The organism is Psychrobacter sp. TB20-MNA-CIBAN-0197 (genome assembly GCF_040309765.1).
GTDB classification, from domain to species: Bacteria; Pseudomonadota; Gammaproteobacteria; order Pseudomonadales; family Moraxellaceae; genus Psychrobacter; species Psychrobacter submarinus.
The window spans coordinates 83714-106966 of sequence record NZ_JBEOPC010000004.1; the positions used below are offsets into that span (position 1 = coordinate 83714).

At 42.5% G+C, this 23253-nt stretch carries 17 protein-coding genes; 8 read left to right on the forward strand and 9 right to left on the reverse strand.

Translation table 11 applies throughout. The features are described from left to right. Positions 1 to 35: 35 nt before the first annotated feature. The 8 genes from AAEY83_RS02205 to AAEY83_RS02240 all read left to right on the forward strand — a co-directional run bounded on the left by AAEY83_RS02205 (position 36) and on the right by AAEY83_RS02240 (position 12824). A complete protein-coding gene (locus tag AAEY83_RS02205; protein WP_025646108.1) occupies positions 36 to 626 on the forward strand; it encodes a recombinase family protein in 591 nt (196 codons plus the stop codon). 176 nt (positions 627 to 802) lie between these two features. Then, positions 803 to 2557, forward strand: a complete 1755-nt coding sequence (locus tag AAEY83_RS02210) for a hypothetical protein (RefSeq protein ID WP_025646110.1) — start codon at positions 803 to 805, stop codon at positions 2555 to 2557. Between the two features lie 16 nt (positions 2558 to 2573). Beyond that, positions 2574 to 5675: a hypothetical protein gene (locus tag AAEY83_RS02215; RefSeq protein WP_025646112.1), complete on the forward strand. Its 3102-nt coding sequence runs from the start codon at positions 2574 to 2576 to the stop codon at positions 5673 to 5675. A 166-nt stretch (positions 5676 to 5841) separates the two neighbouring features. Continuing rightward, positions 5842 to 8268: an EcoAI/FtnUII family type I restriction enzme subunit R gene (hsdR, locus tag AAEY83_RS02220; RefSeq protein WP_198013334.1), complete on the forward strand. Its 2427-nt coding sequence runs from the start codon at positions 5842 to 5844 to the stop codon at positions 8266 to 8268. Between the two features lie 90 nt (positions 8269 to 8358). After that, positions 8359 to 9834, forward strand: coding sequence for an N-6 DNA methylase (locus AAEY83_RS02225; protein ID WP_025646116.1), 1476 nt, complete (start codon positions 8359 to 8361; stop codon positions 9832 to 9834). A gap of 2 nt (positions 9835 to 9836) precedes the next feature. Continuing rightward, the gene (locus AAEY83_RS02230) at positions 9837 to 11669 is read left to right on the forward strand and encodes a restriction endonuclease subunit S (RefSeq protein ID WP_198013332.1); all 1833 of its coding nucleotides are present in this window, start codon (positions 9837 to 9839) and stop codon (positions 11667 to 11669) included. Between the two features lie 185 nt (positions 11670 to 11854). Continuing rightward, positions 11855 to 12163 carry a thymidylate synthase gene (gene thyA, locus AAEY83_RS02235; protein WP_084212637.1) on the forward strand — a complete coding sequence of 103 codons (309 nt, stop codon included), beginning with the start codon at positions 11855 to 11857 and terminating at the stop codon, positions 12161 to 12163. Positions 12164 to 12248: 85 nt separating this feature from the next. Next, positions 12249 to 12824, forward strand: coding sequence for a dihydrofolate reductase (locus tag AAEY83_RS02240; protein WP_025646119.1), 576 nt, complete (start codon positions 12249 to 12251; stop codon positions 12822 to 12824). 444 nt (positions 12825 to 13268) lie between these two features. On the opposite strand, the gene uvrC is transcribed toward AAEY83_RS02240, so the two are convergent. The 9 genes from uvrC to mazG form a co-directional block, all read right to left on the reverse strand. Then, a complete protein-coding gene (gene uvrC, locus AAEY83_RS02245; protein ID WP_037059316.1) occupies positions 13269 to 15128 on the reverse strand; it encodes an excinuclease ABC subunit UvrC in 1860 nt (619 codons plus the stop codon). A gap of 357 nt (positions 15129 to 15485) precedes the next feature. Further along, positions 15486 to 15995, reverse strand: a complete 510-nt coding sequence (gene yjgA / locus AAEY83_RS02250) for a ribosome biogenesis factor YjgA (protein WP_025646123.1) — start codon at positions 15993 to 15995, stop codon at positions 15486 to 15488. A 58-nt stretch (positions 15996 to 16053) separates the two neighbouring features. Continuing rightward, positions 16054 to 17001 (reverse strand): RNase adapter RapZ, encoded by a 948-nt coding sequence (rapZ, locus tag AAEY83_RS02255; protein ID WP_025646125.1) that lies wholly within the window; start codon positions 16999 to 17001, stop codon positions 16054 to 16056. Between the two features lie 104 nt (positions 17002 to 17105). Further along, on the reverse strand, positions 17106 to 18008 hold the full coding sequence (panC, locus tag AAEY83_RS02260; RefSeq protein WP_025646127.1) for a pantoate--beta-alanine ligase: 903 nt from the start codon (positions 18006 to 18008) through the stop codon (positions 17106 to 17108). A gap of 30 nt (positions 18009 to 18038) precedes the next feature. Then, complete coding sequence (gene panB, locus AAEY83_RS02265; RefSeq protein WP_025646128.1) at positions 18039 to 18839, reverse strand: 3-methyl-2-oxobutanoate hydroxymethyltransferase; 801 nt, start codon at positions 18837 to 18839, stop codon at positions 18039 to 18041. A gap of 86 nt (positions 18840 to 18925) precedes the next feature. Continuing rightward, positions 18926 to 19426 (reverse strand): 2-amino-4-hydroxy-6-hydroxymethyldihydropteridine diphosphokinase, encoded by a 501-nt coding sequence (folK, locus tag AAEY83_RS02270; protein ID WP_025646129.1) that lies wholly within the window; start codon positions 19424 to 19426, stop codon positions 18926 to 18928. 26 nt (positions 19427 to 19452) lie between these two features. Further along, positions 19453 to 21666: a polynucleotide adenylyltransferase PcnB gene (pcnB, locus tag AAEY83_RS02275; protein WP_025646130.1), complete on the reverse strand. Its 2214-nt coding sequence runs from the start codon at positions 21664 to 21666 to the stop codon at positions 19453 to 19455. A 260-nt stretch (positions 21667 to 21926) separates the two neighbouring features. Next, on the reverse strand, positions 21927 to 22331 hold the full coding sequence (locus AAEY83_RS02280; RefSeq protein ID WP_025646131.1) for a ComEA family DNA-binding protein: 405 nt from the start codon (positions 22329 to 22331) through the stop codon (positions 21927 to 21929). Next, the gene (gene mazG, locus AAEY83_RS02285; RefSeq protein WP_025646132.1) at positions 22315 to 23214 is read right to left on the reverse strand and encodes a nucleoside triphosphate pyrophosphohydrolase; all 900 of its coding nucleotides are present in this window, start codon (positions 23212 to 23214) and stop codon (positions 22315 to 22317) included. Before mazG ends, AAEY83_RS02280 begins: the two co-directional genes overlap by 17 nt. Positions 23215 to 23253 lie beyond the last annotated feature (39 nt).

Sequence of the window (23253 nt, forward strand, 5' to 3'; positions counted from 1 at the left end):
CACTAAATTACAAGTCTAAACGATAGGATAATGCTATGACAGTCAGAATTTATGTAAGAGCGAGCACTAAAGACCAAGATGCCAAGAGAGCCTTGTCTGAGTTGATTAGCTTTAGCAAAAGCTATGAAGATGACCATGCTGAGTATGTTGAAAATTACAGTGGTACTAAGTTAGATAGACCAGCGCTTACTAAATTGCTTGTTGATGCTAATCAAGACGATATATTGCTTGTTGAGAGTGTAGATAGATTGAGTAGATTATCCCAGGATGACTTTGCTATTTTAAAGCAAAGAATTAAAGACAAAGGGTTAAGGCTAGTAGTAGCAGACCTACCCACCACTCATACAATTAACGTTGGTATGAGTGGTGAAATTCTAAACGTAGTAAATAACATGCTCATAGACTTATTAGCTACGATGGCTAAATTAGATAATGACAAGCGTAGAGAGCGGATCAAACAGGGTTTAGCTAGAAGTGGTTATAAGCCCTCAGGTAAGAAGCCTAATATAGCAAAGCATAAACGTATCTTAGAATTAGATAGTCAAAACACTATGACAAAAGATGAGATAGCCAAGGCGGTTGGTGTTGGTGTGGCTACTGTCTATCGAGTATTAAAAGAGAGCTAGTGTCTTAGGTATTTTAGATAGATATACATCCTTTTCATTGCTCCTATTCATTAGTTTTAATATATGATACAAGTATTTATTAAGAGCTCCTTTGATAGGAGTTTTATATTTACCTTAACTCATAATACCGTCTATTAATATGACTCTATAATTAAAGCATTTGAAGGTTGAACTCAATGCAACTAAAACCTATCGCTGATGTACTCAATCCACTTAATTTAAATTCGCCCGACTTAGAAATGTTACGTCCAGATGAGAGACGATATACAACACTACTTATGCAACCTGATGGTCCTATATTCGCAAGTAAAGAAAGAATAGGAGCATTCGATCAAACTAAAGCCAAGATTAAAGGTAAAAAATTCTTAGAAACTGCAAATGAACGTGGTGCAACTCTTGCGATTACCCCTGAGTATTTTTTGCCTTGGGATACCTTATCAGAAGGTATTGCAGGGGGGTTAGTACCATCTGATAATGCTTTGTGGGTTCTTGGTACTGAAAGTATCACACAAGAGGGACTTGAAAGTTTCAAACAACAAGTTAGTGATCTGTGCATTATTATTCACGAGCCTTTAGAAGATCTTCCTCGAGATCGTCATCTTCTCGGTACGGTAGCACTTTTATTTCAGACAACACATATTGATGGCACAAAAAAACTCATAATATTAATTCAGTTTAAGACGTATCCATCTCGTGACGATTTGTTTTTTGAGGAATCTGTTTTAAGAAGAGGTTCGGTCGTTTACCAGTTCAAGGGTATTAATGGCCCATTAACTGCTGCCGTTATTATTTGTGCAGATGCTTTTGCTCTTGCTGAACTGGACCCTCAATCATTAAGTGACTTCAGTAATCAATCGACACTTATACATATCCAACTCAATCCTGATCCTAGAAATTCTGCTTTTAGGAGGTATCGCACAGCTACTTTTGGTACTGATCCTAGGGTAACAAACTGTCATATTGTTTGTCTTAACTGGGCACAATCCATTGTGCAATGTGATGAGCAAGGAAACGGAATCCATGACTGGCAAAATATAGCAGGATCAACTTGGTACTGTCCTGCCGATTCATGTTCATACAAAGACGAAGTTATTTTGCCTAATCATAAACTTGGTTTGTACTATGCTTATATGAAAGAGCGTCGACACGCTTTACTCTTTCATTATGACGAGGCAGTATTTGAAATATTAGTTCCTAAGATTCTTAGTTTCGGAAATGCAGTTGTTGCCAATCGGAATGGTCCTGTTGCGGTAAGTCGATATGAATGGAAAGAAGACATTAATACGTGGAAGAATGATGTTCCTCCTCCCGAAACAGGTTTTGATAATTTGATAGACAAAACTCCTGATACACGATTAGCACTAACTCACGTATTATCAGAAAACAATGCTATGAATATCGAGCGAGTGCTTGCTTTGAGTGCAGGAGCTATACCTGGAGTAGATGACTGGTATATAGCTAAAAATATAGATTCGTGTCAAATAGAGAAAGATGAAATAATTAATAGAGTGACAGTGGCTCAAGACAATAGTGAGCCTGCCACAAATTTTCGAGATATGAGACTCAAACCAGTTACACATATTCATCATGAACTTATAAACTACGAAAAATGGCCTCCACAGGTTTCAGACATTGATAAGGGTTCCACAATAAACTGGTCAAAAAGAAGCCCTAATTTCAATGTATTAACTTCTGATAAAAAACCTACACTTATTGTTTATCTAGGAGATTCTCCGTCAGCTGATGAGCTAAGTAAAAAAGGGGATATGTTTTACCATCTATTGCGCAAAGAAGGCGGTCCTCATCAGAATCGATTTTGCCTTATATATCGAAAATATGGAGAAATAAAATTCGCTTCGATTCCTACAATGACTCGCATCGATAATCCTATAGAAGATCAAACTGACATTACGTCTGTTACTCCATTTTAAAACATGAGAAATAAAAATGAATGATGTAACCACAGTACTTGAAATAATAAAAAAACAATTTTCAAGCATCCAAGATTTAGGTAAGGGTTTATTCCGATGTGAGCGGTCTTATTCAGGAAAAGTTTTCGCCACAGTTTACTTTGATATTTCAGATGATGTAGTAAAACGTGCTAATAATTTGCACGATTTCCAAGAAGGTTTGTTAGGAGCTGACTTCTTCAAAGTAAATGTTGATAGACGTTGGAATAACTATTTGTATTTTTGGGCAGGTCCAAAATCAAAAAAAGATAGTAAATTTTCTGAAGCGAAGTCTTCTATCGAAAAGGATAGACACTTTGCTCGGAAGTTTGTCCTTTCAGCAGATGAACTCTCAGGACATCTTTGTAGTATAAGTAGCCAAACGTCGCAACCGCATATTAGCGAAGATGCTAGTGTTCGATGGGGAGAGTTGTTAACTTCTGCTTCACTTGGCATAATACTGGAGAAGCGTCCACGTACTCGAGTTATTGAACTTATAAGTTCTGGAGAGGCATTCGTTTTAGATAATAGTCCAGTAGATAAATCAGTTTTAAATTTCGACCAAGATCCATTGGGAACAGGGTTTTTGCATCATTTACAGATTAATGGTTTTAGGCCAGCAATAAATGATAGCAAATTCTCATTTAGCAATGTAAACCTGATATTTGGTCAAAACGGTGCAGGTAAAACCTCTCTACTCGAATCAATAGAGGGTCTTTATTGTGGTCGAATACGGAGAGATTCTGATGCAAATATTAGTGGGATACAGGGTTGTTTAGAAATGCCGAATGGCTCTCTAGTTAATGTTAAGACTACAACTATTGCTTCAGTTATCAAAGAACGTAATCTCAGTTGGTATGGCCGATCTAATCAGCTATCAAGTGCGATTACAAACTCATTTACTAGATTCAACTTCCTTGATACAGACGCCGCTTTTAGACTCGCAAGTGATAATAATGCTGAGGATATAAAGGAAGATCTTAGCCTTTTATTGGTTGGGCCTGAAGCTTCATCCCTATGGACATATATTAAAAAGATAAACAGCGATATAGCCGATAAATATTCTGAAGCTTGCAAACAAATTCCATTTCTTTTAAAAGAAACGGATTATTTAGGTCGTGAACTAAAGCGTTTAAAAGAGTCACCCTCTGAATCAGCCACTCTAATTAAAACATATCAAGCAGGTTTGCAAGCCATTGGTATCAAATGGGATCTAGTAGAAAAATCAACATCTATTAATTTGTCCGAAAGAACTGACTTAGAGTACTTATTGAGAGGCTTTAGGAGTGCTATTTCGGTTGTCCAATCTACATCAGTTACAAAACGATTGCTGCAAGACCACAAAATATTGGTTATGGAAACTATCAATACTTTAAATGATAGTGTCAAAGAGTTTAATGCTATAAGAAAAAAAACTATAGATACTGAAGCGCTGATGAGTAAATATAAATCTGACCTTCATCTACTCAGAAGCTGGATGACATATTGCGAGAATGGTGCTCCGATAGTTCATGAATCCATAGCTCAAAAAACCAAAGCTCTTTCAGTAGTGCGTAAAACCATCGGTGACATATTTATTGATGATGTATATGAACTGTCTGAAAAGTATGAGTTACATTCTATTAGTGATGCTTTGCAAGCTGCAACTGATAATTTGAAACGTGCAACACAAGAAGAAGCTTCTTTTATCAATAGTCTTGAGCAAATAGAAGGACTAGAGGAATCAGTAGACGCATTACGTAGTGATCTGCGTTCTGCAGTAATCTCCATTATAGATCGTACAGGAGATCCAAATCACTGTCCTGTATGTATGACATTTCATAAAGAAAATGAATTATTACAAAAGATTGAAAAGCTTACTTTAGCAGAGGTGTCATCGACTACCGAAACATTACGCCAATCTGTTAAGTCGGCGAAAATGTATGCACAACAAGAAAGAAATGAAATCAAGTCTTTAGAGGCTTTGAAACGTTTTGCCGATACAAATATGCTCTCTAGCAAGCTTGTTGTAGGTGATATTCAGGAATTACTATTATCAAAATATCATGATATTTCTGTTCTTAATGAAGAATTATCAAGTCTTGAGTCCAAATTTGAATCGCTAAGCTTGCTTGGCATAGACTGGAGTAAATATGATGAGATTCGCCATGCTGCAACTATAGTTTTAGGTAAAAATGGTCACGTCTCTTCTTTGGAAGATGTTAATAAACATATACTTCTATTAAATAAAAATATTGAGATAACGTTCAAAGAACTCTCAAATCTTAGGCTTAATTTGAAAGAAATAACTGAGAAATCTTTGCATGGTTCTGCGCCTATAATTGTTCCAAATGACTTAAGTATTACTCCAATAGGACTGTTATCAAATGTGAAAGAAATAGCCGACAACCTTGAAAGCTCGATTAATTTTTTACAAGCAGCCGAACAGCAGATTGATTTAGATAGTAAAGACTCTTTCGAGGAAATCATACTATCTCTAGAGCAAATTTTAAATGATTTTGACCGCGCTTATTATGCTTTTCAAAATGAAGTAGTAGCGAAAACAGAGTTAGTTAAGAAAATGGAAGAGCTGAGCAAATCTACCGAACAGCTATATAAATATTCTTTAAATCGGGATAATTTAGAGAAGGCAAAAGTTTTACTTGACCATATAATACAAGATTACTCTCTTGAAAAAGCAACACAAAAATCTCTTGAGTCTATTCGTACACATGTGAGTAGTATATTCTCAAGAGTTCATGCCCCAATTGAATATACACTTGGGGACTTTCAGAGTGAAACACTGCTAGTTAGTCGCTCAGGAACAAACCACGGTATAAATCAAGTAAGCACTGGTCAAAGAGCAGCATTTGCACTATCTATTTTTCTTGCTCTTAATCTAAGTGCAGAAAGTGCCCCTCCAATCATTCTTATTGATGACCCTATAGCTCATATAGATGATTTAAATGCTCTCTCGTTTATAGATTATTTAAGAGATCTAGCGATTGAAACTAATAAGCAGATTTTTTTTGCTACAGCCGACTCAAAGCTTGCAGCCCTCTTTGAGAAAAAATTTGAGTTCCTAGGTGATCGCTATAAAAAAATTGTTCTAACCAAGTAAGCGACGTCTTCAATGGGTGAGTCATACAGTCTTTTACAATTTAATAATTGCATCGATTTCCTGATATGAGCGGTTCAATCCTAATAGGCTATTAATACACAACATATGTTAGAGTATAGGCTATCACTAACGCTAGCTATATAGGAAACGTACTGCCATGGCTGGTATCAACAAATTAGAATTATCCGAAGCGGACATTATCAGTAAGTTCATTCTACCTGCCGTTATCGGTTCAGGCTGGGATGACATGACCCAAATTCGTGAAGAGGTTAAGCTTCGTGATGGTAAGGTTATCGTTCGCGGTCAAATGGCAGTACGTAAAACAGTCAAGTCTGCTGACATTGTTTTATATCACAAGCCTAATCTGCCGCTTGCTGTTATCGAGGCCAAAGCTAATAAACACTCTATTGGTAAAGGTATGCAGCAAGCGCTTGATTATGCTGGGCTGCTCGAAGTACCGTTTGTATTTTCATCTAATGGTGATGGCTTTATTTTTCATGATAAAACCAATAGCACTATCCTCGAAACAGAGATTTCACTATCAGACTTCCCAACACCAGCTGAGCTATGGGATAAGTATTGTCAGTGGAAAGGCTATACGCAAGCTCAGTTGCCTATCATCACTCAAGACTATCATGATGATGGCAGTGGTAAGTCACCACGCTACTATCAGCTACAAGCCATCAATAAGACCATAGAGGCCATTGCTTGCGGACAGAATCGTATCCTGCTCGTGATGGCAACAGGAACGGGCAAAACCTACACTGCCTTTCAAATCATTTGGCGTCTGTGGAAAGCGAGAGAAAAAAAGCGCATTTTGTTTTTAGCTGACCGCAATATTTTAGTCGATCAAACTCGCGTTAATGACTTTCAGCCTTTTGGCACTGCGATGACCAAAATAGAAGGTCGTACGGTTGATCCTGCCTTTGAGATTCATCTTGGCTTATATCAAGCGTTAACAGGCCCAGAAGAGCATCAGAAAGCCTTTAAACAGGTTGCACCAGACTTCTTTGACCTAATTGTCATTGACGAGTGCCACAGAGGCAGCGCTGCTGAAAACAGTGCTTGGCGTGAGATATTGGAATACTTTAATAGCGCTACGCAGGTCGGTTTGACAGCGACCCCTAAAGAGACTGAAGAGGTATCTAATTCTTATTACTTTGGCGACCCTCTTTATACTTATACCTTAAAGCAAGGTATCGAAGATGGATTTTTAGCGCCCTATAAAGTGGTTCGGGTTGATATCGATATTGATATGCAAGGCTGGCGTCCAACGAAAGGACAGATAGATAAGCATGGTGAGTTGATTGAGGATCGTATCTATAATCAAAAAGACTTTGATCGCACTTTAGTAATTGATGAGCGTACGGAATTGGTGGCTCAGACCATTACAAGCTACCTTGAGCGCACTGATCCAATGGCCAAAACCATTGTGTTCTGTAATGACATTGATCATGCGGAGCGAATGCGTCGTGCGCTGATTAATTGCAATCCAGAGCAGGTCAAAAAGAACGAAAAGTATGTTATGAAAATCACGGGTGATGATGAGTTGGGTAAGGCTCAGCTTGATAATTTCATCAACCCCAAAAAGCCCTATCCAGTGATAGCGACGACTTCAGAGCTGATGACTACAGGTGTCGATGCCCAAACCTGTAAGCTAATCGTGCTAGATCAAAATATCAAATCGATGACCAAGTTTAAGCAAATTATCGGTCGTGGCACCCGTATCAATGATAAATACGGTAAGCTTTGGTTTACGATTCTCGACTTCAAAAAAGCGACTGAGCTATTTGCAGATGAACGCTTTGATGGTGTTCCTGAACGTATCATGACTGTGACGCCATCGCAGATTAATGAAGGCAGCGACGAGCTTGATGAAGTGGTAGATGGTGAGTCAGACGCAGATCTAGATATTGTCAATGGCACCGACCCAGCTTATACAACCCAGAGTGATGATAGGGGCTTTGATTTAGGGGCTGGTATGGGTGATGACATAGGTGTTAGTGAGCCTGCTAAAAAATACCATGTGAAAGGCGTATCTGTAAAAGTAATGGCTCAGCGTATCCAGTACTATGATACTGATGGTAAACTGGTCACCGAATCCTTTCAGGACTATACTCGCAAAACCTTCAGCAAGCAGTTTGCTAGTTTGGATGAGTTTATAAAGCGTTGGAACGCTACTGAGCGTAAACAAACCATTATTGATGAGCTGGCAAACGCTGGTATTATTTGGGAAGCATTGCAAGAAGAGATCGGCTCGGATATGGATCCTTTCGATCTGATTTGTCATGTGGTTTATGACCAACCGCCCTTGACCCGACGTGAACGTGCGAATGAAGTCAAAAAGCGCAATTACTTTACCAAGTACTCAGATACTGCTCAAAAAGTACTGAACGCCTTGCTTGATAAATATGCTGATGCTGGTGTAGAAGAGATCGAAAGCCTAAATGTGCTCAAAGTAAAACCACTTGATCAGTTAGGTAGTCCGATGGAAATTGTCAGAGAAGGCTTTGGTAGCAAAAAAGACTATCAGCAAGCCATTAGTGATCTCGAAGATGAAATATATTGGACACCACCGCCTAAGCAAGCTTAAGCAACTAGAAAGAATTAGCTACGATCTACATATCTAAGCCTCTTATTGAGGCTTGTTTTATTCCTATCGTTTATTAAAAAGAGAAACCACATGTCAATCAGTTCGGTTATCAAGTCTATTCAAGATATCATGCGCCAAGATGCTGGTGTCGATGGTGATGCCCAACGTCTAAGCCAATTGTCATGGTTATTGTTTCTCAAGATATTTGATGCCCAAGAAGAAGCGCTTGAGTTCGAACAAGAAAACTATAAAACGCCCATTCCTGAGAAGTATCTCTGGCGTAATTGGGCAGCTGATCCTGAAGGTATCACTGGTGAGGAGCTACTAGAGTTCGTCAACGATGAAATATTCGTTGAGCTAAAAAACCTGACAGCGCCAGTAGATACCAATCCGCGTGGCTTTGTCGTGCGTCAGGGTTTGAGCGATGCCTACAACTATATGAAGAACGGCACGTTGCTACGCCAAGTAATAAACAAGCTCAACGAAGTGGACTTTAACCGCTCAGATGAGCGTCATCTGTTTGGTGATATTTATGAGCAGCTACTGCGTGATTTACAGAGTGCGGGCAATGCAGGTGAGTTTTATACCCCTCGTGCCGTGACACGCTTCATCGTTGATCGTGTGGATCCAAAGCTCGGTGAGCGCGTCATGGATCCAGCTTGTGGTACAGGTGGGTTTTTGGCCTGTGCGTTCGATCATGTCAAAAACAATTATGTTGAAACTGCTGAAGATCACCAAGTACTACAGCAGCAGATTTTAGGGTTTGAAAAGAAACAATTGCCACATTTGCTCTGTACGACCAATATGATGCTGCATGGTATCGAAGTACCCGTACAGATACGCCACGATAATACCCTAAATAAGCCGCTGTCGAGCTGGGACAGTGATATTGATGTCATCGTAACCAACCCACCTTTTGGTGGCACTGAAGAGCACGGTATCGAAAAGGATTTCCCTGCTGAGTTCCAAACGCGTGAAACGGCAGATTTGTTTTTACAATTAATCATTGAGGTCTTGAAAGATAAAGGTCGCGCTGCCGTCGTATTGCCTGATGGCACCTTGTTTGGTGAAGGGGTAAAAACCAAGCTAAAGAAAATGCTAACCGAAGAATGTAATCTGCATACCATCGTGCGCCTGCCAAATGGTGTGTTTAACCCTTATACAAGCATTAAAACCAATATTCTCTTCTTTACCAAAGGTCAGCCAACCAAAGATATTTGGTTTTATGAGCATCCTTATCCTGAAGGCGTCAAAAACTATAGCAAAACCAAACCAATGAAGTTCGAAGAGTTTCAAACAGAGATTGATTGGTGGGGTGATGAATCTGATGGTTTTACCAGTCGTATCGAAAACAATCAGGCTTGGAAGGTCAGCATTGATGAAGTCATCGAGCGTAACTATAACCTCGATATCTCCAACCCCTACCAAGGTGAAGTCATTGATTATGATCCTAATAAGCTACTGGCTGACTATACTAAACAGCAACAGAGCATCGATACGTTACGCAGCCAATTAAAAGACGTGCTGGGCGCTGCGCTGTCTGCTAACACGACAGAGGGCAAGTAGCTATGAATGTAAAGACGAGCTTAGAGATGAGTAAAGACATAAGCAAGCCAGAGCAGCTAATCACTGAACATATCGATATCTGGACCAGCGCTATACTAGCTAAGTCGACTAGTGGACGTGGCAGCAGTAAAAAGTATGAGCTGTATGGTATTACTAAATTACGTGAACTGATCTTGGAGTTAGCTGTATATGGAAAGTTAATTCCACAAGATCCTACGGATGAGCCCGCTGCGGTTTTACTTGAACGTATTGCGGTAGAAAAATCTCAGTTAGTCAAAGATAAAAAGATAAAAAAGCAAAAAGCATTGCCGTCATTGGAAGAAGCTGGAGTTGAGCAGAATACTTTACCACAGGGATGGACGTGGGCATTTATGCCTCAAGTGATAGCCCACGATGACTATGCAATTAAGAGAGGACCTTTTGGGAGTGCTTTAAAAAAAGCATATTTTGTTAATTCTGGCTATAAAGTATATGAGCAGCAGCATGCAATAAACGATGATTTTTCACGTGGAGAATATTATATTGATGAGACAAAGTTTAATGAGCTGAAAGCATTTGAAGTTAAGCCTTATGACTTGATTATTAGTTGCTCTGGTACTGTTGGTAAAGTCGCAATAGCCCCACCAAATATGGAGAGAGGAGTCATTAACCAAGCTTTACTTAAAATAGCTTTGAATAATAATGCACTTATAAATGAATATTTTAAAATCTTATTCCCTGCCTTTTTTATGCGTACAGATACATTGTCTGATCTAAAGGGGACCGCCCAAAAGAATATGGTTTCAGTTGATACATTAAGGAAAGAACCATTTCCATATCCTCCATTAGCAGAACAACGCCGCATCGTCGCTAAAGTCGATGAGCTGATGCTGCTATGTGATCAGCTAGAGCAGCAAACCGAAGCCAGTATCGACGCTCACGCGACGCTTGTAGAAGTATTATTATCCACGTTGACAGATAGTGCGGACGCTGATGAGCTAGCACAAAATTGGGCAAGAATTGCCGAGCATTTCGATAGCCTATTTACGACCGAGCAAAGCATTGACGCTCTAAAGCAAACCGTTTTGCAATTGGCAGTGATGGGTAAGCTAGTTTCACAGAGTTCAGATGACGAACCTGCTTCAGTATTGTTAGAAAAGATTGCGGAAGAGAAAGAGCAGTTGATTCAAGAGAAGAAGATTAAACCACGTAAAGCATTACCACCTATTGAAGATGAAGAAAGATTATTTGATTTGCCCTTAGGTTGGGAATGGTGTCGATTAGATGATATATGCGATGGTATAACTTCTGGATCAACGCCACCTAAGAGTTCATTTATAGATGATACAGGTATCCCATACTTGAAGGTTTATAATATAAGAAACCAAAAAATAGATTTTGAATACCAACCACAATTTATTGAGGAAGGTTATCACTCTTCAAGTTTGAAGCGCTCTCAGCTTTGCCCAGGAGATGTGATAATGAATATCGTGGGTCCACCTCTTGGAAAGATAGCTATCATTCCCGATACCTATCCAGAATGGAACTGCAATCAGGCCATTGTGATGTTTAGACCATTCATTTCGAATCTAAATAAATTTATCTATACCTACTTAGTTTCAGGTATGTTTCTTGATAAAATTGCGCTTATAGGAACAGCTGGTCAGGACAATATTTCAGTCACAAAAAGTCGTTCAATCTTATTACCAACACCACCTCTTGCAGAACAACATCGCATTGTTGCTAAAGTCGATGAACTAATGGCTATTTGCGATCAGCTAAAAGAGAAGCTAAAGCAGTCCCAAGAGACGCAAGTTCAGCTTACCGATGCGTTGGTTGATCGGGCTTTAGGGTGAGTTTTAGTGTTAGAGCAATCATGTTTTATATGCTTTGGTAAAACTAAAAGAAATAAATAAGACCTTCTATTAACAGCGATATTTTAAAATCAGGTATAATAACCTTGTACGTATAAGTCGTATTGTGCAGAATTAAAAGTGCACAATGCTATTATAGTTGTTAAGGCTATATTATTAGGCGTCTTGTGCATAAATTAGGGGTTATAATATTCCTGGGTGTGCCTTTTAACATCGCCAGTTATGCGCTATTAACGCATATGATCGCGCAAGTGTGTGATTTAGAAGTGGGCGAATTTATCTGGACGGGCGGCGATTGTCATATTTACCAAAACCACCGCGAGCAAGTTGAATTACAGTTGACGCGGGATCTTTATCAGCTGCCGACCTTGTCATTGAATCCAAAAGTTAAAGATATCTTTGCTTTTACTTTTGAAGACATCAGCGTTAATGGTTACGAGTCGCATCCGGCTATCAAGGCGAAAGTCGCAGTTTAAGCGACTAAACTGTAAAATTGAAAATAACTGTAAAACTAGAAAACTAGAAAACTAGAAAACTGATAAATAATAAAAGGGATAAGTGATGAGTTACGCGCATACTGAAGTGGCCCAAATCGCAGCGATTAGTAGCAACCGCTGTATCGGTAAAGACAATGAGCTACCCTGGCATATCTCAGCGGATCTACAGCATTTTAAGGCTATGACCACTAAGCAAAACGATGGCGATGCAGATAGCATTCAAGGTATCGTCATTATGGGCCGCAAAACCTATGAGTCGATGGGCAGTAAGCCGCTTCCTAAGCGAGTCAGCTTTATCATCAGCACTCAGCTTGATTATGCTGAACAAAAGAACCTCACTGATCGTGATGATGCTTATGTGGTGCATAATTTAGATGACGCCTTGACGCAAGCGGCTAGCCTCGCTCATGGCGCGCATTTAGATACAATCTGGGTGATCGGCGGCGAAAAAGTGTTTAAAGATGCGATTATGTACACCGATCGCATCGAGCTGACCCATGTCGATACTGAAATCAGCGATGGTGATGCATTTTTCCCGGAGCTGCCAAGCGATTTTATCGCCGCAGAAACCTCCGACACTCAGCATGATGAAAAAAGTGGTTTGGACTTTCAGTTTGTGAGTTATAGAAGACAAGGTTAGTTTATCATTTGTTAAAAAAATGCTGGGTCAAAAACCCAGCCTACAGCTAGCTAAATTCTAGCCCATAAAAAAGCTAGGCTATTTAAAGCCTAGCTTAAACCAATGCCATTTAAAACCTAGGGCGTGTTGAACATTCACAAATGCGCACTGCTGATCGCTAAAATAGTTCTAGTCTAAGTGAAAATTGCAGGTAATGCTTATTGCATTGGTTAGCTGATTTTATTTAAACAGTCGCAACGACTAGGGCGATTTTAGCATCAGCCCTCACGACAACAATAGGGACAGGACTATTTTTTGCCGCTTTATTGATAAAAATAGACGCTTAGAACGACTAAACTTACCATTTTTATCTGCAAATCGCCTAAAAAATAGTCTCTGTCAGTGCCATGGTCGAATGTTCAACACGCCCTAATATAGCTATAAAATAGCGAGTGGTTGCAAACTCTACTCATGCAACACCTTATAAATCGTCTTGGCAAGTACAGGTCCAATGCCGTTAACGCCTGCCAGCTCCTGCTGCGATGCACCCAATAGTTGCTGCATACCGCCAAAGTGATTGAGCAGATCACGGCGACGCTTTTCGCCCAGTCCAGGTATCACTTCTAACACTGAAGAAGAGCGACGCTTATCACGCTTTTTACGGTGCGCGGTGATGGCAAAACGGTGCGCCTCATCACGGATATGCATCAGTAGATGCAGCGCTTTACTGTCCATAGGTAGATCAAGCGGCTCATGGTCTAAGAAATGTAGCACCTCGAGCCCTGCTTTACGTCCCTCGCCTTTGGCTACGCCAATGAGCAAAGTATCCCCTAAGATTCCAAGTTCTGTCAGCACTTCTTTAGCGATACTCATCTGCCCTTTACCGCCGTCAATCAGTAGTAAATCCGGCAACGGCTGCTTTTTATAACGGCGGGTCAATACTTGCTGCATCGCCGCATAGTCATCGCCGCCGACAATATCGTGAATAGCATATTGACGATAGTCGCGCCGCCGCGCCCCGCCCTGATCGAAGACCACGCAGCTACCGATAGTCGCCTCGCCCATAGTGTGCGAGATATCGAAACACTCAATGCGATCGATGGCTCTATCGGTGACATCAGCGAGCACATCTTTTAGAGCATTGAAGCGCGCATGCAGCTCAAGATAATCACCAAGCTTAGTCTTTAGCGCATTGCTGGCATTAAGAGTGGCCAAATCTAACCATTCAGCGCGGTGTTCGCGCACGTTAGTCTTGATGGTGACTTTACTACCGAAATGAGTCGTTAGCGCCTCGCTGATGGCTTGTTGATCGGGTAGTTTGTGGCTTAAGATAATCTCGCTTGGTAAGTCGTCAGTCACCTGAAAATAAAACGAGGTAATAAAAGCGGATAAATTATCAGCGATAGGCTCGCTGCTATCGACATCAGGGAAGTAGTTCTTGCCACCGAGCACGCGCCCACCGCGGACCGTCAGCACATTCACTGTTGTCATGCCAGCTTGGCTAGAGATGGCGATGACATCGGCCTCACCTTGCACGGTATAGACCGCTTGCCGCGCTTGCACTTCGCGCAGCATCGATAGCTGGTCGCGATAAAACACCGCTTTTTCGAAGTCCAACGCTTCGGCAGCGCCTTCCATTTTTTCGATCAAAGCACTATGGATATCGCTAGAGTCGCCTTTTAAGAAACGAATCGTATTATTGACATCCTCGAGGTACTCTTCTGGCGACACCAGTCCCACGCAAGGCGCACGGCAACGCTTGATCTGATACTCCAAGCAAGGGCGTTTGCGCTGCTTAAAAAAGGTATTAGTGCATTGACGCATTTGAAACATCTTTTGCATCAGCACGAGCGTCTCTTTTGCTGCATGCGCTGAAGGAAAAGGCCCAAAAAAACGGCCTTTTTGATGGTTGCCTTTGCCGCGCCCATAAGCCAAACGCGGATAGGGTTTATCAGCAGAGATAAACACATACAGATAAGACTTATCATCGCGCAGCAGCACGTTATAAGGGGAACGGTATTCTTTAATGAGGTTTTGTTCGAGTAGCAGCGCTTCGGTCTCACTACGAGTAATGATGGTTTCGATATTATGAATACGCGCAACTAAAGCCCGAGTTTTTGGATGGTCGATAGTCTTAGCAAAGTAGCTATTAACGCGGCTTTTTAATGATTTGGCCTTACCCACGTAGAGAATATCACCATTTTTACCCAGCATTTTATAGACGCCTGGCAAGTTAGGTAAGCGCTTGATTAGGTGCTTTAAACGAGCTTTTCTATCGTCTTTACTCTCTACTTCAACAGTATTTTTACTGTTGTCTGCACCCATATTATCGTTTGCACTCATACTGTCATTCGCACTAGCCCCTTTACTAGTAGCACTTTTGACTTCACTACTAGTATCGCTGTCAGTATTCGATTTTAGAACTTTAACCATAACCACTAAAACTCTCGAAGGGTTTGAATTACTATTATTTATGGGGAGCTGCCGACTAGATTACAAGATGAAAAACAACAACCTTATCAAGCCATTATCTGCTTTATTGGACATCTATAGTGTCTATAATATCTATCCTACCTAAATATTTATCTTACTTACGCATTTTTTTACCAAAACACCAATGCAAAAAAAGCCAGCGCTAAGCTGACCTTTTTATTGCTACAACCTGTTTTTGTTTGAGCAGTATTATTTGAGCTGCGACAAAATAGCAACCTCGCGAATATAACTGGCCAGATCTTGCTCAGACTCTTCCATCAGCTCATCGTCTTGCATATGTTTGGCGTACTCAACCCACAATAATAGCTGATATAGGCTATTACGCTCAGAGGCCGTGTATTGCTTAATGAATTGCTTAAGCGTGCTCTCATCATTGATATTGAGCCTGCCGCGCCAGCTTTCTATCTTAGCGACTTGCTCATTCGGAAAAAATGCCTCAAACAGCGCTTTGACAAGCTCGTGACGGTTCTCTTCGCTGATGAGTTTACCGACCCGCTTAGTCTGACGGTTACGCGCATTAGCACTAGTAATATCAGCTAAAGCCATCAATTCCGCCATAAAATAATCACTGGCTGGCAAGGCTTTTAATTGCTTTTTTGATAAATTGGCTAAGGGTATCGATAACGCTTGTAGCCGCTCGTGAGATTTTTTGAGTTCGGTACGCGAAACGCGCATGTCTTGTTCTGACCAATCAATCATAAAAGCTCTCTAAAGATAATGGGAATAAAAGATATAAAGTAGCGACTAAAATAAGCGACTACCAGCGACTTTTTTCACGGTGCTTAGCGACTACGGTTAGCTCTTTTGGTAGGTGCTGGGTCAAATGACGCTGTAGCTTTTCAGTGATAAAAACCGAGCGATGCTTGCCGCCTGTGCAGCCGATAGCGACGGTTACGGTATGGCGATTATTATGCAAAAAATTGGGCAGCCAACGCGTAAGAAAGTGAGCAATATCCTCGCTCATTTCACTGACCTCTGGATAATCCGCAAAAAACGTGGCAACCTCACTATCTAAGCCAGTCGCGCTACGTAGATCGGCATTCCAGTGCGGGTTAGGTAAGATTCTCACGTCAAAGACGAAGTCAGCGTCGATAGGCGTGCCGTATTTAAAGCCGAACGATAGTAAATTAATGACGATTTTGTTTTCTGCTCCAACTTGATCACGCAGGCGCTCTTTGAGCTGATGGATATTGAGCTTGCTAGTATCGATAGTGATATCGGCGCGGCTAGCGATGGGCTGTAATAATTCAACTTCTCTTTTTATCGCGGCGGGTAAGTTATATCTAGTGTTTTCGATTCCATCAGCATCTTGCGACATTAGCGGATGTACACGGCGCGTGGCATTGAAGCGAGCAACCAAGATATCTTCTTGCGCGGTGACATAGATTACTTGTACTTTTGCCTCGCCATAGCGATTATGTAGCTGCTGGTGGATCGCTGCAAAGTTCGACAAGTCAGCTCGCGGTGAGCGAATATCGACACCCAGTGCCACCCGCTTGATGTTACTTTCGTTGACAAGCTTATGCGCCGCTTCAGGCACTAAAGATAACGGTAAGTTATCAATAGAGTAATAGCCCAAATCTTCCAAAGCATTGAGCACTGAGGTCTTGCCTGAGCCTGAGCGTCCAGAGATAATAAGCACGCTGAGCTTATCGCTGTTAGGCGATGGCGTTTGAGCATTTGCGCCGAGCTTGTCCACTTCCATGCTATTACCTTAATCCATAAGCTGATTGATAAATACCGTTACTGCGCTCTAAATGACTGAGCTCACTGTATCTATCCTACGCTATTTATTTGACGATAATATGACTATTTGACCAATGGGCGGTTTAGTAGTACCAATTGATTATCCAGTAGCCTTGCCTGCCCTAAGGTAGCTGCAACTAGAATAATCAAGTCTTGCTGATTTTCTTTGAGCTTAAACGCTTCAAAATCGATAGCTTGTAGATCAGTCGTTTTTACTTGTAGATAGTCTATCTCAAACCCAGCTTGTGTGATACGCTGAGCCGCCTTTGTCAATAACGATTGCAGTACGGACTCATCAAAACTATCTGCTGCTATTTTTTGCGCTAATTGCTCAGCCAAATCTTCTAGGACTTCATGTAACACAGGTGCGGTTTGTCGCTCAGCAGCAGTTAAATATTGGTTGCGCGAAGATAACGCTAAGCCGTCTTCTGCTCGTACGATAGGCGCGCCGATAATCTTTATCTGATAACTCAAATCTCTGACTAACTGCTTAATAATCGCTAGTTGCTGATAGTCCTTTTGACCAAAAAATGCCACATCAGGCTGCACAATATTGAACAGTTTTGCGACGACAATACCTACGCCATCAAAATGCGTCGGCCGCGATTCACCGCACAACTGCATGGCTATATTACCTGCCGTAACCTTGGTAGGCGGTGGCAATTGCGGATACATCTCATCAATACTAGGCGCAAACACATAATCGGCGTCTACGCTTGCAAGCTTGGCCACATCAGCTTCAAGAGTGCGCGGATAGCTATCAAAATCCTCACCAATACCAAACTGAGTTGGGTTGACAAAAATACTGACCACCACGATATCAGCGTGTTGTTTAGCCATTTTGACCAGTTGTAAGTGTCCAGCATGCAAATTACCCATCGTCGGTACTAAGGCAATACGCTGCTGACTACGCAGAGGATTTAAGGTGTCTTGCAAGCTTGCAATATGATGATAAATGATAGGCATCACAGGGTCTTCTTTTGGTATCGGATAATATTAATCAAACTGATGCTGCGCCTGCGGAAAGCTGCCTTCACGTACCGACTGCTGGTACAGCGCAAACGCGCCTTCGATGCTACGTTCCGTGTTGCGCTCATCAGTTAAGAAATCATGAATAAATCTTGGCGCGCGCCCATGCACCATGCCCAGCATGTCATGCATCACTAACACTTGACCGTCGGTATCTGCGCCAGCACCAATGCCGATGACAGGTACCGCGACTGCCTCAGTCACTGTCTTAGCAAGCTCTGCAGGTACGCACTCTAGTACCAATAGCGCCGCGCCCGCTTCTACCACTGCTTTGGCGTCCGCTAATAATTTGTCTGCCGCTTCATCGCTGCGACCCTGAATCTTGTAACCGCCAAAGACATTGACCGACTGCGGCGTTAAGCCTAAATGTACACAAGTTGGCGTACCGGCTTGCGCTAAAGTCGCGACCAAACGACTCAGCTCACGTCCGCCTTCTATCTTGATGACATGCGCGCCTGCCTGCATCAGCTGACGGCTATTAGCGATAGCCTCAGCTTCAAGCGCATAGCTCATAAAAGGCAGGTCCGCTAAGATCAGCGCTTGTTTATTACTACGGGCGATATTCGCGGTATGGTATGCCATATCGTTTACAGTAACTGGCAAAGTCGACTCATGACCTTGCACCACCATACCTAAACTATCACCAACCAAGATAGTATCAATCTCAGCCTTCTCCATCATCCGCGCAAACATGGCGTCATAGCAAGTCAGGCAAGTGAACTTAGTACCGTCTTTTTTGAACTTTTTTAGCGTAGATAAAGTCGTCATATGACCCTCAATGACTTAAATAAAAGTATTTTGAATAGCTAATAAAGATAGGAGCGAGCGGTGACTTTTAGCGTAGCTTTTTGCACTTATTCAATAAGCTTAAGGCCGCTCCAGTCTGCACTCAATGGATGAGCTGAGAGGGGCTGACCCTTAATCGTAAGCTCAGGCGCTAGCTCGCGTAGCGGCACTAACATAAAGTTGCGCTCATGCAGCCCTGCATGCGGCACTATCAACGCTGGCTCATCAATTTGCTGCTGACCATAAAGCAAAATATCAACGTCCAAACTACGCTCGCCCCAACGGCGCACACGCTCGCGCTGCGCTTGCTTCTCTAGCTGCTGACACAAAGCAAGCAGCGCTAGAGGCGCTAAAGTCGTCTCTATTTCCACCACAGCATTAATAAAGTCGGGCTGATCTTGCGGGCCCATTGGCGCTGACGCATAGTAAGAAGACACTCGCAGCTCACGTATGTCCTGATGCTGCTCTAAGCTGAGCAGCGCTTGCTGTAAATGCTCAATGGGCGAGCCAAGCTCATTAGCTAAGTTACTGCCTAAGCCTAAATAACAAGTGGTCCAATGGTTACTCATACGCCTCTTCACTCAGCTTATCACTATCAAGCATTATCGGTACTGTTTTTGCTACTATTTTTAGTGCTAGGCTGACGGCGTCGGCGTTTGGCTGGTACCGCGCCTTTATGAGTTGCTGCTGTCGCTGGCGTAGTATTAGCTTTAGGATGACTAGACTTAGCGGCGGCTTGAGTAGCGGATTTAGTAGCTAGGGCTTTCTTCTCGGCTTTGGCAGCAGTGTCTTTTTTAGCAGCTTTGCCGCTCTTAGAAGCTTCGCCGTCTTGCAGCGCTTTATCTGTACTGTTATTTGCTGCAGGTTCAGATAAATTTAACGGCTTACGGCGACGCTTGCTAGGGACAGGCTCGCTACTTTTAGCACTCGCTACCGACTTTGGCGTTTGCGGTACTGACATAGTGGCTGAAGCTTCTAACTGCTTAGCTTCTGATTGCTTAGCTCCTGATTGCTTAGATTTTGAAGGCTGAGCTGGTGTCTTGTCAGCTGCTGATTGAGCGCTTTCTTGATTGTCTGCAGCGGCTTTATTTTTGGCAGAGACTTTACGGCCGCCAGATTTCACCGCCTTGCTAGCGTTAGCATTGCTATTCGTGCTGTTATGATTGACTCTATCTTTATCAGCATTATCGCTACTATTTTGGCCAGCCAACTGTTTGTTTAGCGGTGGCACAACTCTTTCGTCTTCAATTACAAATAACGGCTTTGGCGCGGCAGGCTTTTTATGCGACTTTTTAGTCGCGGCTAATGACAATTGCTGCAATTGTTCAAGCTCTTGACTATCTTGTTGCAGCTGCTCAGGGCTAGCGCCTTGCTGAGCATTATTCTGAGTGCCCGTTTTATCACTATTGCGGCGGCGACGACGCGAAGGTACATTGGCAGTATCATTTGCCGATTGATTATTATGACTTCGACTGACTTTGACTTGGTCTGGATTGCTGTGAGCAGTCGCTTGGGTAGTATCGTTTTGCTTTTGACGATTACGCCTGCGTCCACGTTGACCTTTTTTGTAAGCGCCGCGGCGGATATTTTCATCAAAATCAGCGATGGCTTGCTGCTTGTCTCTCTCGGACAAGGTTTGATAAGTCTGCCACCACTCACCCATGCCATTGGTAGACTCGGATAACGGATGCTCGCTATCGCCGCACTGCTCACGCAATAATAAAAAGTCGAAACCCGCACGAAAGCGCGGATGCTCAGCCAATTGTTCAATCTGCTTGTTACGCGGCGCCGCAAGCTTCGGCTGCAAAATCCAAATATCACGGATAAATTGTTCAGCGAACTTCGGAATGGCAGTCTTGATGCGCTGACGATCGATCACTTTACCTGCGGCATGTAGCTGCGCATCGCCAAAAGGCATATTACGGTTTTTGGCTTTTTCTAGCTGATGCAGGTAATTCTCCCACAATAAAGCGGCGTAGAAGAAGGCAGGGTTGATACTCTTACCAGCAGCAATACGCTTATCAGTGTTGATAGCGACTTGTTGTACTAATGGACTTGGCTCTGCAGGCGGATAGATAAACAGGTTATCGATAGCACCATATTCGAATAAAAGCGGCAATAGCGGTACCAGATAGCCGCCAGTAAACATCTTTTGCGTCTCGTCATAGAGACGGTGCGGCGAGATTTGCTCAAGCAGTGCCCAATTACTTTCGTGGAACTGCTCGGAGAGCTCTTTGTCAAACTCAAAGCCTAATTTGGCCTTAAAACGTAGCGCCCGTAGCAAGCGCACAGGATCTTCTTCGATGCGAATAGGCGCGTGACCTAACAAGCGAATGATTTTATTGTCAATATCTTCAAGCGCACCGCAAAAATCATGGACTACGCCTTTTAGCGGTTGATAATACAGCGCATTCATTGAAAAATCGCGACGGGCAAAATCTTGCTTGATATCGCCCCAAACATTGTCACGCAAAATCATACCGTCTTGATTGGTGCTTGCTTTATTATTGGGCGGGCCACGAAAAGTGGCCACCTCAATGAGCTCACGGCCCGAATAAACATGCGCTAGCTGAAAGCGGCGACCGATAATGCGGCAGCGCTTACCAAAGACATCTTTTATCTCGTACGGCTTGGCATCGGTAACCGCATCAAAATCTTTGGGCGCAAGCCCTAATAAAGTATCACGCACCCCGCCGCCGACAATATAGGCATCAAACCCAGCTCGCGATAAAGTGGCAATAACTTCGGTAATGGAATTGGGTAATTCAGATTTATTCAGTTCTAACTGCTTGGCGGCACGCTCGGCCATGCATCTACTCCTCGCCGGTATTCTGTCGTTCCCGATAAACACAGCGTTTATCAGGCAAACACATCGGTTAGTTTAACAAATTTTAGGCTTGATTGTTGTATTATGACATTTACTTACAGCCGATTTGCTAAAAAACTTATAACCGATAGCAAATAACAGAGCTACTTTATTAATATAGCTAGTTTTTGGCAGAGATTTTGGCAAGTGCTCAAGGCGTAACGCTTTTGACTGAACTGCCGAATTAAAAAATGATTTAACGCCTAATGCTGCACCCGCATGCGCGCTCGGTTGTTTGCTATGGTTTTAGCGCCGATACCTTTTACTTTCTCTAGCTCATCAACGCTTGTAAACGGGCCAAACATCTCACGATAGAGAATAATGGCTTGCGCTTTACTGCTACCAATACCGTCAAGCGTTACCAGCTCGCCCTCGCTAGCACTATTGATATCGACTACGGCCTGCTCACGCGCTTGCGTCTCATAATTCTCTTGCGCTAATAGATACTCATAAGCCTGCTTTGGATCTGCATAACAAACCGCTGCTTGCACCTTAATTATCATAAAGCATAGGATTAAAACAGACAAAATAGCACTTGACTCAAGGCGTGAGCGTTTATTATGGTTTTGCACACCTCGATAGTTGATAAGCTTATAAAGCGCGTTCATGTTGTTTGGCGGACTCCCAAAGTGCATCCATCTCATCGATATCGCTCTCTTCCAAGCTTTTACCACAAGCTTGCAGCTGATCTTCGATATAACCAAAGCGCGACTTAAATTTATGAACGCAAGTTAAAGTCGCCGCTTCTGCATCAAGATTGAGCTTACGCGCAACATTGACTAAGGCAAAGACACAATCACCAAGCTCTTTTTCAATATCACTACTATTGGCTTTTATCTCAGCCTTGGACTTGCCGGTAATTTCAGTTTTTAATTCATCGATCTCTTCTTCTAGCTTTTCAAACGCGCCTGCCACTCCTTCCCAATCAAAGCCTAACTTTGACGCTTGGCTTTGTACTGACTGCGCTTGCATCAGCGCACTACCTGCCTTCGTCGCATCCAAACGCCGACGCGGTTTGCCCCGCGCTTCGTCGACTCGCCGCTCCTCCGCCTTTATCTCATCCCAGCGCGCTTTTACCGCAGCCTCGTCTTTAAGACTCTCCGCTTCAAACACATGCGGATGACGACGAATTAACTTCTGTTGCAAAGTGGTAATCACGTCACTCATATCAAAACGCCCTTGCTCCGCATAAAGCTGACAGTGAAAAATCACTTGCAATAACACATCGCCAAGCTCGCCTTTGATATCCTCATCGTCATCAGTCTGCACCGCCGCGCCAAGCTCGTACGCTTCCTCTATCGCATAAGGGATCAGGCTGTGATTGGTTTGCTTTTTATCCCAAGGACAATCGCGCCGCAGCCGTGCCATTAAAGCCAGTAAATCGCCTAATTCACCGGTGGCAGTGGGTGTGTCTTTTACCGGCTGCGGTGGTAAGGTTTTAGTCTGATATTCATTAACTTGTGAATTATTATCATCGATAGTCATAACCATAGTCACTCTTATTTTTATCGTTTAACACTAATTACTTAA